Below are 15,017 nucleotides of genomic sequence, written 5' to 3' on the forward strand. Positions count from 1 at the left end.
ATCAGTGAAAATTTATCTTCGATAAAAAACTAAAGCATAGAAAGTTGATCTCTTTTTTATCTTAATAGTGATCAATAAAGACGCTTCGATCGTGGCACAGTAAAATCACACATAAAGACTATGCCATCGTGAATGCAATAGAAAAAAATAAACGGCTTAACGATAACGGATCAATGGAAGATAAGAATAGACTAGACAGATCTTAAAAAAGAAAAAGCGACGCTACGATGAGTAGCGTCGCTCAGCAGAAGTGGTGTTCGGTTATTAGCCCTACACTAATAACACGCAACCGGAGCTGTAGTACACTGGAAGCAATGTGAGCAATGTCGTGCCATCAAGACGATATGATTATGTTCCATCCCTATCGCCTGAGTGCATGTTAATAATAACCATTCTCACTTGAGATGCAAGTATTTTATTGAGAATAATTGTCATTTGACACGATATTTTTTAACCAGTGTCTTCACTGTATAAAAAAAACGATCTTAGGATCGGTTTCTTCTTTAACCCTTATCACTAGTAACAAAACTATTGATTAGTCTTTGCCGCCACTAACGTTTGCGGTGGTAACGTTGTCAGCTTATCAATTAAGTAATTAAGTAATACGCCATAAATAGGCACAAATAGTCCGAGACTAATAATTAACTTAAAGCTGTAATCCACCAACGCAATTTCCGTCCAATTTGCTGCCATAAACGGATCGGGACTGTGGTAAAACGCTATACCAAAGAACGCAATGGTATCAATCGCATTACCAAAAATAGTGGAGGCCGTTGGGGCTATCCACCATTGTTTTAATTGGCGTAGGCGGTTGAATACCGACACATCTAAAATTTGCCCTAGCAAGTAAGCCATAAAACTGGCAATCGCAATACGAGCAACAAACAGATTAAATTCCGTTAAATGTCCTAGCCCTTGGTATTCGCCTTGGAAGAACAAGACCGATAATAAATACGATACGAGCAGCGCAGGCATCATGACACGGAAAATAATTTTACGCGCCATTCCAGCCCCAAAAATACGCACGGTAAGATCGGTAGCTAAAAAGATAAACGGAAAAGTAAACGCTCCCCAGGTGGTGTGATAACCAAATACGGTAAAAGGTAACTGCACTAAATAGTTACTCGATGCAATTACGAGTAAATGAAATAGCACTAAATAACCTAGGGCTTTACGTTGCTGTTGTGGAGTAAAAGAGGGTGAAGCTATAGCATTAGATTGAGATAAAGCAGTCGTCATGTGAGACCTTTTTGTCAATGGGGGGAGGGAACCCAAACATACTTTGCTGCCAGCGTTTTATCGCCAACAACGACCAGGTCGGCGATTATACAGAAACCAGCTTGCTTGCCTAGCTTTTGATCTTACCAGCGAGATTAATTTAATAAGCTCGCAATAAAAGTGAGTGTTTCTTCATCGTCATCACTCATGGCTTCAAGCCATAACGCACCGCTGTAATGCTCACCTTTTAACAGCAAACGACAACCTTCAAAATCAATCAACCAAATATGTAGATCTGCATTACTTTCTTTCTCTACCATCTTAGCATCAATGGCGAGTAAGAAAGATTCTGCGATCGTATCAAAACTATCGAAATCAAATGCCGGGCTTTTAATCGATAAAAAACGTGCGTCGCGTTCAAACTGACGAATACCGAATACGTGACTTATTACTGCTGTCATCATGACTCCTATTTATTGCTTTAAATAGCGGGCTTCAATCCTTGTTATCCCTTGATGTAACCAAGTGTTAATTAGCATTACAAAGGTTAAGGTTGCTCTAGTATTCCACTTATCATCGTGGTCTTATTGGGCTGCTGCTGGAGTACGTTATCGCGAGTCCCGTCGCATAACCTAGCAGCTCGGTGAAATGAATATTCCACCAAAAATACGCAAGCTGTTTTGTCGTGACCAAACACCCTATTAAGGCTGTTTCTTTAACGCATTCTAGCCGGGCTTACCATGAGCCCGGTTTTTTTATATCTATACTCAACTTGCTAGATTCGATATTTTAATGCGGCTCTTCAATTGCCAATAAATGATCACGGATCAAGCCTAAAAAAACCTCTCCGTATTTTTCTAGTTTACGCTGACCCACCCCGTTCACCGCAAGAAAGTCGCCATTTGACGTCGGTAATCGCTCTGCCATTTCCATTAAGCTGGCATCGTTAAACACCACATAAGGCGGTAGATCTTCTTCATCAGCAATCGCTTTTCGCAATTTACGTAACTTGGCAAACAATTTTTTATCGTACTGGCGATTCGCGAGTTTATTCACTTTCATGTTACGGGCAATATTATCCAGTCGCGGAACTGCAAGTTCTAAACCAATCTCAGCACGTAATAGTGGGCGGGCTTTTTCTGTTAATTGCAGTACGGAATTACGGCTAATATTCTGGGTTAAGTACCCCAAATGAATTAACTGGCGTAATACACTCACCCAATATTCATGGCTGTATTCACGCCCAATACCATAAGTACTTAATTTATCATGTCCATGCTCGCGGATTCGTTGGTTTTGCATCCCACGAAGCACTTCAACGATATAGGTAATACCGAAACTTTGGTTAACACGGTAGACACAAGACAAGGCTTTTTGCGCCACTTCGACCGCATTAAAACGCTGCGGCGGATCTAAACACACATCGCAATTACCACATGGCTCATCACGGTGCTCACCAAAGTAATGCAACAATACCTGACGACGACAAGTTTGTGCTTCAGCAAACGCGCCCATCGCATGCAGTTTATGACGCTCGACGTCCTTTTGCTGCCCTTCTTCTTTTTCATCTAAACAACGGCGAAGCCATGCTAAATCTGAAGGATCGTATAACATTACCGCTTCAGCAGGTAAACCATCACGCCCTGCTCGACCTGTTTCTTGGTAATAAGATTCAATGTTACGAGGAATATCAAAATGCACGACATAACGCACATTGGGTTTATTGATCCCCATACCAAAGGCAACAGTGGCAACCACGATATGAATATCATCCCGTTGAAACGCCTCTTGAACATTGGCTCGCTCAACATGATCTAACCCCGCATGATAGGCCTCTGCACGTATGCCTTTATCTCGCAGTTTTTCACTGATCTGTTCTACTTTCTTACGACTATTGCAATAAATAATGCCGCACTGCCCACGCATACCTTCAACATAGCGAATAATTTGTGTTAACGGTTTATGTTTTTCCCACAAAATATAACGAATATTCGGGCGATCAAAACTGCCTAGATACTCATGAGGACTCTGCAATCCTAGGCGGCTAACAATATCATGGCGGGTTGTTTCATCTGCTGTGGCAGTTAATGCCATTATCGGTAGGTTTTCAAACGACTGCTTCAATCGTCCGAGAGCAGCATATTCTGGTCTAAAATCATGTCCCCATTGGGAGATACAATGCGCTTCATCAACCGCGACCATCGCCAGCGGTACATCACGTAAACGATCAATAAAATCATACGTTAATACGCGCTCTGGCGAGACATAGACTAGCTTTACAGTCGCATCTTTCATCGCATCAAACACGGCGAGGATCTCATCACGTTCCATCGTCGAATTGATATAGGCGGCAGCAACACCATTGGCTTTAAGTTGATCGACCTGATCTTTCATCAATGAAATAAGCGGTGAAATAACCAGCGTGATCCCTTCTTTTAATAAGGCAGGGATCTGATAACACAATGACTTACCACCACCCGTTGGCATAATCACCAAGCAATCTTCGTCACGATTGACGGCATCAATCACATCCAGTTGACCTACACGAAATTGCTGATAACCGAAAATTTCCTGTAAAACAGACTCGCTCGTAGATGCTGATAATGCAGAACTGGGTCCATGATGGCAGACGGATGACATGATAAGTCTCTTGGCTAAACGGGGCGTTCATTCTATACCTAAAGCCCCCTTTGATGCGAGGTAGTAACTTGGCTATCAATTAAAAACTCGATGCTCTGGTTTTCCATCATCTTTTCAGCAATAAAATAAATACTGGTATATCAAGCGATCTTGTTTATATACTGCTATAGAATAAAAGTTAACCAATGTTAGATTTGGAGTTTCATGGAAGATAACAACAATCTCGCTAAGCGTGGGATCATTCTCGCTATTTCTGCCTATACCATGTGGGGAATAGCGCCGATCTACTTCAAATCCATTACCTGCGTTCCTCCGCTCGAAATACTGAGTCATCGCGTGATTTGGTCGTTCTTCTTCCTTGCACTCATTATTGCATTCAGCCGCCAGTGGGTGCGTGTCAAAGCCGTTCTCACTCAACCGAAAACGCTTTTCCTACTCACAATATCTGCGTTACTTGTCGGTTGTAATTGGCTTATTTTCATCTGGGCGGTCAATAACAATCATCTTTTAGATGCCAGTTTAGGCTACTACATTAATCCACTGTTAAATGTGCTACTCGGCATGTTGTTACTGGGTGAGAGGTTACGTCGCTTACAGTGGGCGGCAGTTTTAATCGCTGCGATCGGTGTTATTGCCGAGCTCATTCAATTTGGGTCATTACCTTGGATTGCCTTTGCACTTGCGACCAGCTTTGGGTTTTATGGCCTATTACGAAAAAAAATCAATATTGATGCTCAAACTGGCTTATTTATTGAAACCTTTGTGTTGTTACCGTTAGCCGCTATTTATCTCTTTTTTATCAGTAGCAGCCCAACGGCTAACCTGACGGATAATTCCTTCAATCTCAATTTACTGTTAGTCGCTGCCGGTATTGTCACTACCTTGCCTTTACTGTGTTTTACCGGTGCTGCAACGAAATTAAAGCTCTCTACCTTAGGTTTTCTACAATATATCGGCCCTAGTTTGATGTTCGTATTAGCGACTTTTATTTATAAAGAGCCGTTTAAATTAGAACATGGCATTACCTTTGGCTGTATTTGGTTAGCGCTGTTGTTATTTAGTATTGATGGGATCCGAACTCATCAGCAATCATCGAATAATAAAAATTAGCAGCTAACTTGTTTGCCTTTAGATAATCATTCGACATGTATGATAGAACTCTCATTTTTATTATCTAACTCAAGCAAATAAAAGTATAAAATAGCGTTCAGTTAACGACATTACTCCACTCATAAGGATTGACGATGCCAAGGTTTACCTCCGCTACAGCCTTTTTATTGAGTGTTTGTTGTTTTTCATTTCCAGCACTAGCCAATGAAGTTCAACAAGCCTCTGATCATATTGAACCTGAGCCGAGTATTAACCAACAATCACAACAGTTGGTTTCAGGTAAAGAGTGGATGATCGCCACGGCCAATCCTTATGCCAGTCAAGCAGGAGCTGATATTTTACGTCAGGGTGGCAGTGCTGTTGATGCAATGATCACCGCGCAACTAATATTAGGCTTAGTTGAGCCACAATCATCAGGGATCGGTGGTGGTGGATTTTTGGTGTATTGGGATAATGACAATAACCAAATGACGACATTTGATGGTCGAGAAACAGCCCCTTTTGCTGTGACTCCCCGTTTGTTTCAAGACAATCAAGGTCAGCCACTAAAATTCTATGATGCCGTTGTCGGTGGACGATCTGTCGGTACACCGGGTACGATTAAACTGCTATGGCGCAGTCATCAGCAATACGGAAAATTGCCGTGGAAAACGCTTTTTCTTCCTGCGATCAAATTAGCCAAAGAAGGGTTCATCGTCAGCCCTCGGCTTGCTACAATGGTTGAGAACGATGCAGAAAATCTTCGTCGCTACCCTACGACTAAAGCCTACTTTTTTGACTCACAAGGCAAACCACTTCAAGCAGGAAGTAAGTTAGTTAATAACGCTTATTCAAATACCTTACGTCAAATTGCTGATTATGGCCCAAGAGCCTTTTATCAAGGCGATATTGCACGAGATATTGTTAATACCGTCCAAAACGCAGAAGGTAATCCTGGGGTATTAAACACGATGGATCTCGCCAGCTACAGCGTTAAACAACGTGAGCCTATTTGTGCCCCCTACCGTCAATATCAAATTTGTGGAATGGGGCCACCCAGCTCTGGCGCATTAACCTTGGGGCAAATATTGGCCATGCTCAATCATTATCCCTTGGATAAGCTCGGTGCCGATAACGTCAAAAGTTGGCAGTTAATTGGTGATGCCTCGCGTTTAGCTTTTGCTGATCGCGGTCGCTATATGGCAGACAGTGATTATGTGCCAATGCCTGTTCGTGGCTTACTCGATCCGAACTACCTTGCCGAGCGTGCTAAATTACTCGAGGGAAATAAAGCATTACCCCAAGTAAAACCGGGAATGCCACCTTGGAATCATGCCAATAACCGCGCCAGTGATGAAGCGATCGAACTGCCTTCCACCAGCCATTTATCGATTGTAGATAAAGAAGGTAATGTGGTCTCACTCACCTCGACGATTGAAAACAGTTTTGGTTCACGGTTAATGGTCAGGGGATTTCTACTCAATAATGAATTAACGGACTTTTCATTCCGCAGCCAAATTGAGGGAGTTCCTGTTGCTAACCGAATAGAGCCAGGTAAACGACCTCGCTCGTCAATGACACCCACGATTGTGATGAAAAACAACCAGCCAGTGCTAACCATCGGCTCACCCGGAGGAAGTCAGATCATTGGTTATCTCGCAAAAACCTTAGTCGCATATATTGATTGGGGGATGGATTTACAACAAGCGATCAACTTACCGAATATGAATAATCGCTTCGGTACCTTTGAACTTGAAAAAAACACGCCCGCGGCAGAGTGGGCGCCAAAGCTTGAGAAGCTGGGCTATAAAATCCAAATCAAAGATCTGAATTCAGGTATTCAAGCGATAAGTATTGCGCCAAATCAGCTTATTGGTGCAGCCGATCCTCGTCGAGAAGGTAAAGTGATCAGTCAATAACCGCGTGCTAATACACCGATAAAAACAAAAAGCCCAGCACTCAATGATGATTGCTGGGCTTTATTTTTTGGTGTTACGAACAATTAAAAACGCATGCTATTACATTGGTGTAAGCTTGGCGTACTGAGTCACCAACCACTTAATGCCTTCACCATTAAACGCTACTTGCACACGGCTTTGTGCGCCACTGCCTTCAAAGTTAATGATGGTGCCTTCACCAAATTTTGGATGTTCAACACGCTGACCTAGGTTAAAACCTGTCTCATTAAAGTTGTTATTCACCTGTGTTTGGCTAAAACGACCACTGCTTGCCGGACGTGACACTTGCGCTTTCATGCGGACTTCTTCGACGAACTGGTCGGGAATTTCGCGGATAAAGCGTGAAGGTTTGTGGAAGTTATCTTTACCGTATAAACGACGCATTTCAGCATACGTGATATACAGTTTTTGCATTGCACGGGTCATCCCCACGTAACACAAACGACGCTCTTCTTCTAAACGTCCCACTTCCTCTGTGGTACGTGAGCTAGGGAACATCCCCTCTTCTACACCCACCATAAATACTACTGGGAATTCTAGACCTTTAGCACTGTGCATCGTCATCAACTGCACCGCATCTTCAAAGTCATCCGCCTGACCATCACCGGCTTCTAATGCCGCATGGGCTAAGAAGGCCGCCAGTGGCGTCATGCTTTCTGCTTCTTCTGGGATTTCAAACTGGCGAGTTGCTGTGACCAATTCTTCTAAGTTTTCAATACGCGCTTGGGCTTTTTCGCCTTTTTCTTGCTCGTACATTGCACGTAAACCGGAATGTCGAATGACTTCATCAGTCTGCTGATACATTGGCAAGTCAGCGGTATCGTCTTCAAGCGCATTAATCAGCTCGATAAAACGGCGTAATGAATTCGCCGCACGACCTGCTAAAACTTGCTCTTCAAGCAAGGCAATACTCGATTGCCACATGGTTAAACCACGATCGCGAGCAGCTAAACGAATCGTCTCTAACGTGCGATCGCCCAAACCACGCGTCGGGGTATTTACCACACGCTCAAACGAGGCATCATCATTACGATTGGAGATTAAACGCATGTAAGACAACGCATCTTTGATCTCTTGGCGTTCGAAGAATCGCATACCACCGTAGATACGGTACGGCAGTCCAGCTTGAATTAATGCTTCTTCTAATACCCGTGATTGGGCGTTACTACGGTACAAGAAAGCCGTTTCGTTGAGGCTGCCACCTTGATCGCGCCATTCTTTGATTTTCCCCACCGCAAAACGCGCTTCATCGAGTTCGTTAAACGCAGAATAGAGCGAAATCGGCTCACCTTCACCACCGTCAGTCCAAAGTTTCTTGCCCATACGTTCGTTGTTATTGGCAATCAACTCATTGGCAGCATTTAGAATATTGCCGGTCGAACGGTAGTTTTGTTCAAGGAAAATCGACGACGCATCTTTAAATTCATTTAAGAAACGCTGAATATTTTCAATTTTTGCCCCACGCCAACCATAAATAGACTGGTCGTCATCACCTACGATCATCACATGGCAATCAGGTCCCGCCATTAAGCGTAACCACGCAAACTGAATGCTGTTGGTATCTTGGAACTCGTCAACCAGAATGTGCTTAAAGCGTGCTTGGTAATGTTCACGGATATGCTTGTTATCGCGCAATAACTCGTAAGATCGCAGCAATAGTTCAGCAAAATCGACCATACCCGCACGATCGCACGCTTCTTGGTAAGCGGTGTAAATACGCAGCCAAGTTTGCTCTACAGGATCGCTATAGGTTTCAACGTGTTTAGGACGTAAGCCTTCATCTTTCTTGGCATTGATATACCAAGCAGCCTGACGAGCGGGCCAATGCTTTTCATCTAGATTCTGCGCTTTGATCAAGCGACGCAATAAACGCATCTGATCATCAGAATCTAAAATATTAAAATCTTCCGGCAAACGCGCATCAAGGTAATGAGCACGTAGCATGCGGTGACATAGTCCGTGGAACGTACCATTCCACATCCCCGCACTTGAGCCGTGCATTAACTCATTAATACGCCCACGCATTTCTGCGGCCGCTTTGTTGGTAAAGGTCACCGACATGATCGAATACGGTGATGCTTGCTCTACCGATAACAACCAAGCAATGCGATGAACCAGCACTCGTGTCTTACCACTACCGGCGCCAGCCAGTACGAGGTGGTTACCCAACGGCGCTGCCACCGCTTCTCTTTGTTTATCATTGAGCCCGTCTAATAGGAGTGAAACGTCCATCGCTATCTACTGGTTATTTATACAATGGTGATGATTATAACAGCACGAAAAAAGATTGCCTCGATATCTTCATCTTTCCTTGGTGCAGAAAATTGTTTTAATTTTAATCATTTTTTTTCGCAATAAATATCAGCCATCCCCTTTCCTATTAAACAGAGCGTATTAACGCCACATAAAAATCAGCCAACTAAGTTATATCTCAATGAGGGTTTCATCATGAACAACGTAAACAAGCTTGCACTCGCATCAGCCATGACAGGTCTTATCGCATTAGCAGGTACAATAGCCTCAACTTCTGCCGTTGCTGGCGAAGCAAAAGAAAAATGTTATGGGGTGGCGAAAGCAGGAAAAAATGACTGCGCAACGAAAACCACATCATGTGCAGGCTCAGCGAAAGAAGATGGTCAAAAAGATGCCTTCATTGCGATGCCTAAAGGGCTTTGCGATCGCCTTCATGGTGGTTCAACAGAGTCCGCATAATGAGCTATCCATTATTAACGGATATGGTTGGGGTGGGTTTACGCTCACCTCATCACCAACCGATTATCGCGCAACGTCCGGATATTGGCTGGCTTGAAATTCACAGTGAAAACTATTTCAACCGCTATACGCCTCAATATCAACAACTGTTAGCCATCATCGAGCATTACCCGATGAGTTGCCATGGTATTGGGTTATCCCTTGGCTCAGCCGATCCAATTAACCGTGAGCATTTAAAGCAACTGAAACAACTCATTGACGTTGTTAATCCTTTTGCGGTTTCAGATCACCTCAGTTGGAGTTCAGTTAACGGTCAATACTTTAACGATTTACTGCCTCTACCTTATACCGAGCAAGCGCTTGATGTTTTCTGTACGCATGTCGAACAAGTGCAAGATTACCTCAACAGACAATTATTAATTGAAAACCCATCGAGCTATCTCAGTTTTAAGCACTCAGTTATACCGGAATGGGAGTTTCTAACTGCCGTTCAACAACGCACAGGATGTGGCTTGTTATTAGATTTAAACAATCTTTACGTCAATAGCTTTAACCATCAGTTTGATTGCCAAACTTATTTAGATGCCATCAATCCCGATACGGTAAAAGAGATCCACCTTGCAGGCTTTACGGTGAAACAATTCCCTGAAGGGGAAATATGGATTGATACCCATAGTAAGCCGGTAAGTGAGCCTGTATGGCAACTTTATCGTCAATGGATACAGCAAAATGGTAAGCATACTCCAACCTTAATAGAGTGGGATGCAGAATTACCATCATTAGAGATACTCCTTGCTGAAGCGGCTAAAGCGAACGCGTTCCTTCAACGAGAACATCACCATGAAATATGCTGTCAACAATGAACTGCACCAACTCCAAAGCGCCTTTTCCGATGCGCTACAATATAAACACAGCTATGCGTCTACGACGATAAAAGCCACCAGCTTTAGTGCCGAGCAACACCTACAAATTTATCGAAATAATTTTATTTTGAGTTTAACCGATATTCTTTCGGCAACGTATCCCGCAGTCCTAGCGATGATCGGCCATGACTGTTTTGTTCAACTGGCGCGATTACACATACTGCATTCTCCCTTAACCCAAGGCGATGTGAGCCATTACGGTGAAGGGTTTCATCGCACCATTGCAAATAATGAAACCATCAACAAAGCCTTACCGTATTTATCGGATCTCGCTCAACTCGAATGGTACCGAGATATTGTCAGCCGCATGCCATCACAACAACACGGTTTTCCATTTGAAAAATTACAACACCTTCAAAATTCAGAAAATGCCGATGCCTTTGGACAAAGCTATTTTCATATTCCTGCGGCAACCTATGTTTTGACCAGCCAGTATAGTGTCGGAGATTTGTGGCATATTGTAGAGGGTGAAAGACTCAACCATCACGCATCAGCGTTTTCTAGCGCTGATGATCCATTGGCAGCACTTGATATCGATCAGCCACAAACCGTGGTTATTCAATTACGTGGCAACGAAATATTAATGCAGGTCGTCTCTTCAGATCTCAGGGCGTTAATCATTCACTGCCAACAACAAAAATCACTTCAACAAGCCTCGCCACAGATGCTTGAACAACTACCTTTATTATTTGAATATCAACTCACCGACGATATCGTGGAGGCAAACGATGGATAGTTTTATTCGCAGTATCGACCCTTTTTTCTCACGGCTAACGACCCCTTTTATCCCACTTGTGCTGCTCTTTACTCGTCTCTGGGTTGCATGGGTATTTTTTCAATCTGGCATGATCAAATACTCAAGCTGGGACAGCACCTTATACCTTTTTGAATACGAGTATCATGTACCCTTATTACCATGGCTCTGGGCGGCATATATTGGTACTGCGGTTGAAGTTTTTATCCCTATTTTTCTCACGCTGGGGCTATTTACTCGCCCGATGGCATTCGTACTTTTTGGATTTAACGTCATGGCAGTCATTTCCTACCCCGCACTTTGGGAAAAAGGATTTTATGATCACCAACTGTGGGGAATGATGCTACTCACCAATGTGATCTGGGGGGCGGGAAGTCTGTCTTTTGATCACTTATTTAATCGTGGCCACCTTCACCATTCTTTCTAAATATCGATCGTGTTTTAATATGCTATACGCAATAAAAAAGCGACCCATGGTCGCTTTTTTACTGCTCTAATCCGACAATCTCAAGCAGCTGCGCCAATTGCGTAATTTCTACATCGGGTAGGATCAACGCTTGCGATTGCTGCTGAATCAATTTTTGTTGATCGTTAAACCAACACGCTTGAAAGCCATGCTGTTTCGCGCCTTTTACATCGGTAATAAGATGATCACCAACATGTAAGATTGTCGCGGCTGGTACATTTAGGGTATTAACCGCAAGGTTAAATAAATCTGCCTCAGGTTTTGCTAAACCATCTTTGCCCGCTTGAAACACCTCGACAAAATATGGCGCTAAGCCAATTTTTTCTGCATCAACATTACCATTTGTTAGCCCGACTAGCGGAAAATGGTCACTTAATTGTTGTAATACTCGATGCGTTTCTGCAGGAACATCGACTTGGTTGCGAACAGCCAGTACAGTATCTAACCCCTGCTGCGCTAAAATTTCTGCCTCTGATAGACGAAACCCTAGCTGCATTAAACCTATTTTAATGGTTTCATATCGCCACAAACTGACATCATGTTTGAGCATTGGATCTAGCATCGCTAATTGCGATTTAAGCGATGACCAAACGGTTTTATCAATTATGATACGTGACGGTAAGATCTGCGTTAACCAGTCAAGCATTGCTTGTTCAGCACGAACAATCACCGGACGGTTATCGTATAAGGTATCGTCAAGATCAAAAGTTAAGGCACTAATTGGCGTTAATTGGCGGTAAAAATGCATAATTTCTCTGTATTGATACGTAGCAGTCAATGTTATTTATTACGCTTAGCACGAGGATGTGCTTCATCATACACTTTCGCTAAATGCTGAAAATCCAAATGAGTATAGATTTGGGTTGTCGATAAATTTGCGTGACCTAAAAGCTCTTGTACTGCACGTAAATCGCCGCTCGATTCCAACATATGTGTCGCAAAACTGTGACGTAGTTTATGGGGGTTAATGTGGCTTGATACTGCCTGTTTTTGTCCCCATTCCGCCATTCTTTTCTGCACATTTCGAGTCGAAATACGCGTGCCTAATTTAGACACAAACAGTGCTGGCTCTTCTGCTTGAGCAAGATTATCACGCAACTTCAGCCATTTCGCTACCCATTCACGAGCAAGGCCAGAGAAAGGAACCACCCTTTCTTTATCGCCCTTACCAATTACCCGTAAGTCGCCTTTGCTTAAACTGATATGACGCACATCAATACCAACCAACTCGGCTAAACGTAACCCTGCACCGTACATCAATTCCATCATTGCGCGATCACGAATTGCTAATGGATCATCATCGTTAACATCCAACAATTGATTCATTTCATCCACATCCAAATTCTTGGGTAATGGACGTGCTTTTCGTGGCGCCGCAACGCCTTTTGCAGGGTTGGCTTTTAAAACATTTTGATGGACTAAAAAATCAAAAAAACTTCGCAAGGCTGATAAGCGCATCGCAAGGCTACTCGCCTTTAAGCCATCTCGCATCCCTTTACTGGCGATTTGACGAACCCAACCGGCATCCACTTGCTGCCAATTATCGACGCTCAATTCGACCAATTGTTCAGCAATACGCGTTAGCTGGCGCTTATAATTTTGCTGAGTATGTAAGCTTAGTTCACGTTCACTACGTAAATATTCGTAGAAACGTTCAAGTGGTTGTTCCAAGCTGCGGGGCAACATATTAGTCAATAACCTCACGGGTATATTGCCAATGCTCTATCAGGTAACTAATGGTTGTTGCTAACTGCTCAACAAACAAGGTGTCCATTTCGGGTTGAAAATGTCCACCATCTGCGCTCGCAAAACTCAATACACCATTGGCAGCCGATCGACCTAATGGCAACACAATAAACGATCCTAACTGCGGCGGATGGCTATATAACAATTCAGCTTCAGGACGACGTAAGCGGCCTAAATACGGACGATCTTGAATTAAACGAGAACGATAAAAATCGTTAAATTGGCGACGTTCGAGATATAACAACTTATCTTCGCTATCAAACAAGCGAAGACAAACAGAAAGATCCAATTGCGCCGCTAAGGTATCAATAATCGTCAGTACCTGATAAATATTATGGCATTGTAATAATTGTACTTGAGCATTAGAGAACAAGACCGATAACTCACCACTTTTGGTTGCATTGGCGAGTAACGTGGCATGTTGTTGCTCAAGCTCGGCGATCCGTAGTCGTAGTCGCTCTAATTGAATATCAACCAGAGAGACGGTACCACGCTCTTGATGAGGGATCCGCACCTCACTCAACCACTCCGATTGACGTGAAAAAAAAGTGGGATTATTGCGCAAGTAAGTTACAACTGCTTGCTCATTCAGCACCTCATTCAAGTCATCCCCTGATGAACAAGTTTGCTGAGAATGTGTTGTCATTGAATAAATTGTCCGTCAAAAACGTGAGCGGCAGGGCCGGTCATAAATAATGGTTTACCTTCCCCCGCCCAACGAATATATAAATCACCACCAGGTAGAGAAACTTTTACATTTTCATCCAGCAAACCTTGCACTCGCCCAATCGCAACCGCCGCACAGGCACCGCTACCACAAGCTTGCGTTTCACCCGCACCACGCTCATAAACGCGCAAACGCACGTTATTGCGATCGAGCACTTGCATAAAGCCAGCATTAACACGCTCAGGAAAACGTTCATGGGATTCTAATAACGGGCCTAATGTATCGACATCGGCAGTATCAACATCATCAACCATCGTTACACAGTGCGGATTCCCCATACTTGCCGCGCCACAGAAAAGCGTGTGCTCACCTGCACGTAAAATATAGGTTTTTTCAGCCTGTTTAGCTTTCATCGGGATCTTGCTCGGTTCAAAGATCGGCACGCCCATATTCACTGTCACCTGATTATCATTTTCAAGTTTCAGCAACATTTTCCCTGCTTTTGTACTCACCGAAATATGGTATTTATTGGTTAACCCTTTCATTGAAACAAAACGGGCAAAACAACGGGCACCGTTACCACATTGTTCGACTTCACTACCATCAGCATTAAAAATACGGTAATGAAAATCCGTTTCAGGATCATAAGGCGGTTCAACCACTAACAGTTGGTCAAAGCCGATACCACGATGTCGATCCGCCAAACGGCGGATCGCATCAGGTGAAAAAAATACATTTTGTGTCACGCAGTCAACAACAACAAAGTCATTGCCTAACCCATGCATTTTGGAAAAGTTAATCTGCATGATGTTCCTTAATTTTTTTCATTTCATCGCAGCCATGA

The 15,017-nt window shown here is 43.3% G+C and carries 14 protein-coding genes; 6 read left to right on the forward strand and 8 right to left on the reverse strand.

The window, feature by feature from the left end; genetic code table 11:
- Positions 1 to 528: 528 nt before the first annotated feature.
- From C9J40_RS17535 to recQ, 3 genes are all read right to left on the reverse strand, one after another.
- Positions 529 to 1,239 (reverse strand): 7-cyano-7-deazaguanine/7-aminomethyl-7-deazaguanine transporter, encoded by a 711-nt coding sequence (locus C9J40_RS17535; protein WP_107207796.1) that lies wholly within the window; start codon positions 1,237 to 1,239, stop codon positions 529 to 531.
- Between the two features lie 134 nt (positions 1,240 to 1,373).
- Positions 1,374 to 1,679 carry a DUF3630 family protein gene (locus C9J40_RS17540; RefSeq protein WP_107247542.1) on the reverse strand — a complete coding sequence of 102 codons (306 nt, stop codon included), beginning with the start codon at positions 1,677 to 1,679 and terminating at the stop codon, positions 1,374 to 1,376.
- Between the two features lie 328 nt (positions 1,680 to 2,007).
- Complete coding sequence (gene recQ, locus C9J40_RS17545) at positions 2,008 to 3,858, reverse strand: ATP-dependent DNA helicase RecQ (RefSeq protein ID WP_107207798.1); 1,851 nt, start codon at positions 3,856 to 3,858, stop codon at positions 2,008 to 2,010.
- A 204-nt stretch (positions 3,859 to 4,062) separates the two neighbouring features.
- On the opposite strand from recQ, the gene rarD reads away from it, so the two are divergent.
- Both rarD and ggt read left to right on the forward strand, forming a co-directional pair.
- Complete coding sequence (rarD, locus tag C9J40_RS17550) at positions 4,063 to 4,968, forward strand: EamA family transporter RarD (RefSeq protein ID WP_107247543.1); 906 nt, start codon at positions 4,063 to 4,065, stop codon at positions 4,966 to 4,968.
- Positions 4,969 to 5,102: 134 nt separating this feature from the next.
- Positions 5,103 to 6,866: a gamma-glutamyltransferase gene (gene ggt / locus C9J40_RS17555; RefSeq protein WP_107247544.1), complete on the forward strand. Its 1,764-nt coding sequence runs from the start codon at positions 5,103 to 5,105 to the stop codon at positions 6,864 to 6,866.
- 99 nt (positions 6,867 to 6,965) lie between these two features.
- Here the strand turns inward: ggt and uvrD are convergent, their stop codons facing one another.
- Entirely contained in the window at positions 6,966 to 9,137 is a 2,172-nt protein-coding gene (gene uvrD, locus C9J40_RS17560) for a DNA helicase II (RefSeq protein ID WP_107207801.1), read from the reverse strand.
- 216 nt (positions 9,138 to 9,353) lie between these two features.
- On the opposite strand from uvrD, the gene C9J40_RS17565 reads away from it, so the two are divergent.
- Genes C9J40_RS17565 through C9J40_RS17580 form a run of 4 tightly spaced genes read left to right on the forward strand, consistent with a single transcriptional unit; the run spans position 9,354 to position 11,721 of the window.
- Complete coding sequence (locus C9J40_RS17565; protein ID WP_107207802.1) at positions 9,354 to 9,617, forward strand: DUF2282 domain-containing protein; 264 nt, start codon at positions 9,354 to 9,356, stop codon at positions 9,615 to 9,617.
- Positions 9,617 to 10,480 (forward strand): DUF692 domain-containing protein, encoded by an 864-nt coding sequence (locus C9J40_RS17570; RefSeq protein WP_107247545.1) that lies wholly within the window; start codon positions 9,617 to 9,619, stop codon positions 10,478 to 10,480. The genes C9J40_RS17565 and C9J40_RS17570 overlap by 1 nt, the downstream gene beginning before the upstream one ends.
- Complete coding sequence (locus C9J40_RS17575; protein WP_107247546.1) at positions 10,458 to 11,276, forward strand: DNA-binding domain-containing protein; 819 nt, start codon at positions 10,458 to 10,460, stop codon at positions 11,274 to 11,276. Before C9J40_RS17570 ends, C9J40_RS17575 begins: the two co-directional genes overlap by 23 nt.
- Positions 11,269 to 11,721: a DoxX family protein gene (locus tag C9J40_RS17580; protein WP_107207805.1), complete on the forward strand. Its 453-nt coding sequence runs from the start codon at positions 11,269 to 11,271 to the stop codon at positions 11,719 to 11,721. The genes C9J40_RS17575 and C9J40_RS17580 overlap by 8 nt, the downstream gene beginning before the upstream one ends.
- A gap of 58 nt (positions 11,722 to 11,779) precedes the next feature.
- Here C9J40_RS17580 and yigB read toward each other — a convergent pair whose 3' ends face one another.
- The 4 genes from yigB to dapF are packed head-to-tail and all read right to left on the reverse strand — an operon-like array spanning position 11,780 to position 14,979.
- Positions 11,780 to 12,508: a 5-amino-6-(5-phospho-D-ribitylamino)uracil phosphatase YigB gene (gene yigB / locus C9J40_RS17585; RefSeq protein ID WP_107247547.1), complete on the reverse strand. Its 729-nt coding sequence runs from the start codon at positions 12,506 to 12,508 to the stop codon at positions 11,780 to 11,782.
- Positions 12,509 to 12,540: 32 nt separating this feature from the next.
- The gene (gene xerC, locus C9J40_RS17590) at positions 12,541 to 13,446 is read right to left on the reverse strand and encodes a tyrosine recombinase XerC (RefSeq protein ID WP_107247548.1); all 906 of its coding nucleotides are present in this window, start codon (positions 13,444 to 13,446) and stop codon (positions 12,541 to 12,543) included.
- Between the two features lies 1 nt (position 13,447).
- Positions 13,448 to 14,152, reverse strand: coding sequence for a DUF484 family protein (locus tag C9J40_RS17595; protein WP_107247549.1), 705 nt, complete (start codon positions 14,150 to 14,152; stop codon positions 13,448 to 13,450).
- Entirely contained in the window at positions 14,149 to 14,979 is an 831-nt protein-coding gene (dapF, locus tag C9J40_RS17600) for a diaminopimelate epimerase (protein ID WP_107207808.1), read from the reverse strand. Before dapF ends, C9J40_RS17595 begins: the two co-directional genes overlap by 4 nt.
- Positions 14,980 to 15,017 lie beyond the last annotated feature (38 nt).

The sequence above is a fragment of the Photobacterium sp. GB-72 genome, assembly GCF_003026095.1.
Taxonomy (GTDB): Bacteria; Pseudomonadota; Gammaproteobacteria; order Enterobacterales; family Vibrionaceae; genus Photobacterium.

Coding starts and splice junctions, on each gene's coding strand:
- C9J40_RS17535 (WP_107207796.1), bottom strand. CDS start 1,239: ATGACGACTGCTTTATCTCAATCTAATGCTATAGCTTCACCCTCTTTT.
- uvrD (WP_107207801.1), bottom strand. CDS start 9,137: ATGGACGTTTCACTCCTATTAGACGGGCTCAATGATAAACAAAGAGAA.
- C9J40_RS17575 (WP_107247546.1), top strand. CDS start 10,458: ATGAAATATGCTGTCAACAATGAACTGCACCAACTCCAAAGCGCCTTT.
- C9J40_RS17565 (WP_107207802.1), top strand. CDS start 9,354: ATGAACAACGTAAACAAGCTTGCACTCGCATCAGCCATGACAGGTCTT.
- ggt (WP_107247544.1), top strand. CDS start 5,103: ATGCCAAGGTTTACCTCCGCTACAGCCTTTTTATTGAGTGTTTGTTGT.
- recQ (WP_107207798.1), bottom strand. CDS start 3,858: ATGTCATCCGTCTGCCATCATGGACCCAGTTCTGCATTATCAGCATCT.
- C9J40_RS17570 (WP_107247545.1), top strand. CDS start 9,617: ATGAGCTATCCATTATTAACGGATATGGTTGGGGTGGGTTTACGCTCA.
- dapF (WP_107207808.1), bottom strand. CDS start 14,979: ATGCAGATTAACTTTTCCAAAATGCATGGGTTAGGCAATGACTTTGTT.
- rarD (WP_107247543.1), top strand. CDS start 4,063: ATGGAAGATAACAACAATCTCGCTAAGCGTGGGATCATTCTCGCTATT.
- C9J40_RS17595 (WP_107247549.1), bottom strand. CDS start 14,152: ATGACAACACATTCTCAGCAAACTTGTTCATCAGGGGATGACTTGAAT.
- xerC (WP_107247548.1), bottom strand. CDS start 13,446: ATGTTGCCCCGCAGCTTGGAACAACCACTTGAACGTTTCTACGAATAT.
- C9J40_RS17580 (WP_107207805.1), top strand. CDS start 11,269: ATGGATAGTTTTATTCGCAGTATCGACCCTTTTTTCTCACGGCTAACG.
- C9J40_RS17540 (WP_107247542.1), bottom strand. CDS start 1,679: ATGACAGCAGTAATAAGTCACGTATTCGGTATTCGTCAGTTTGAACGC.
- yigB (WP_107247547.1), bottom strand. CDS start 12,508: ATGCATTTTTACCGCCAATTAACGCCAATTAGTGCCTTAACTTTTGAT.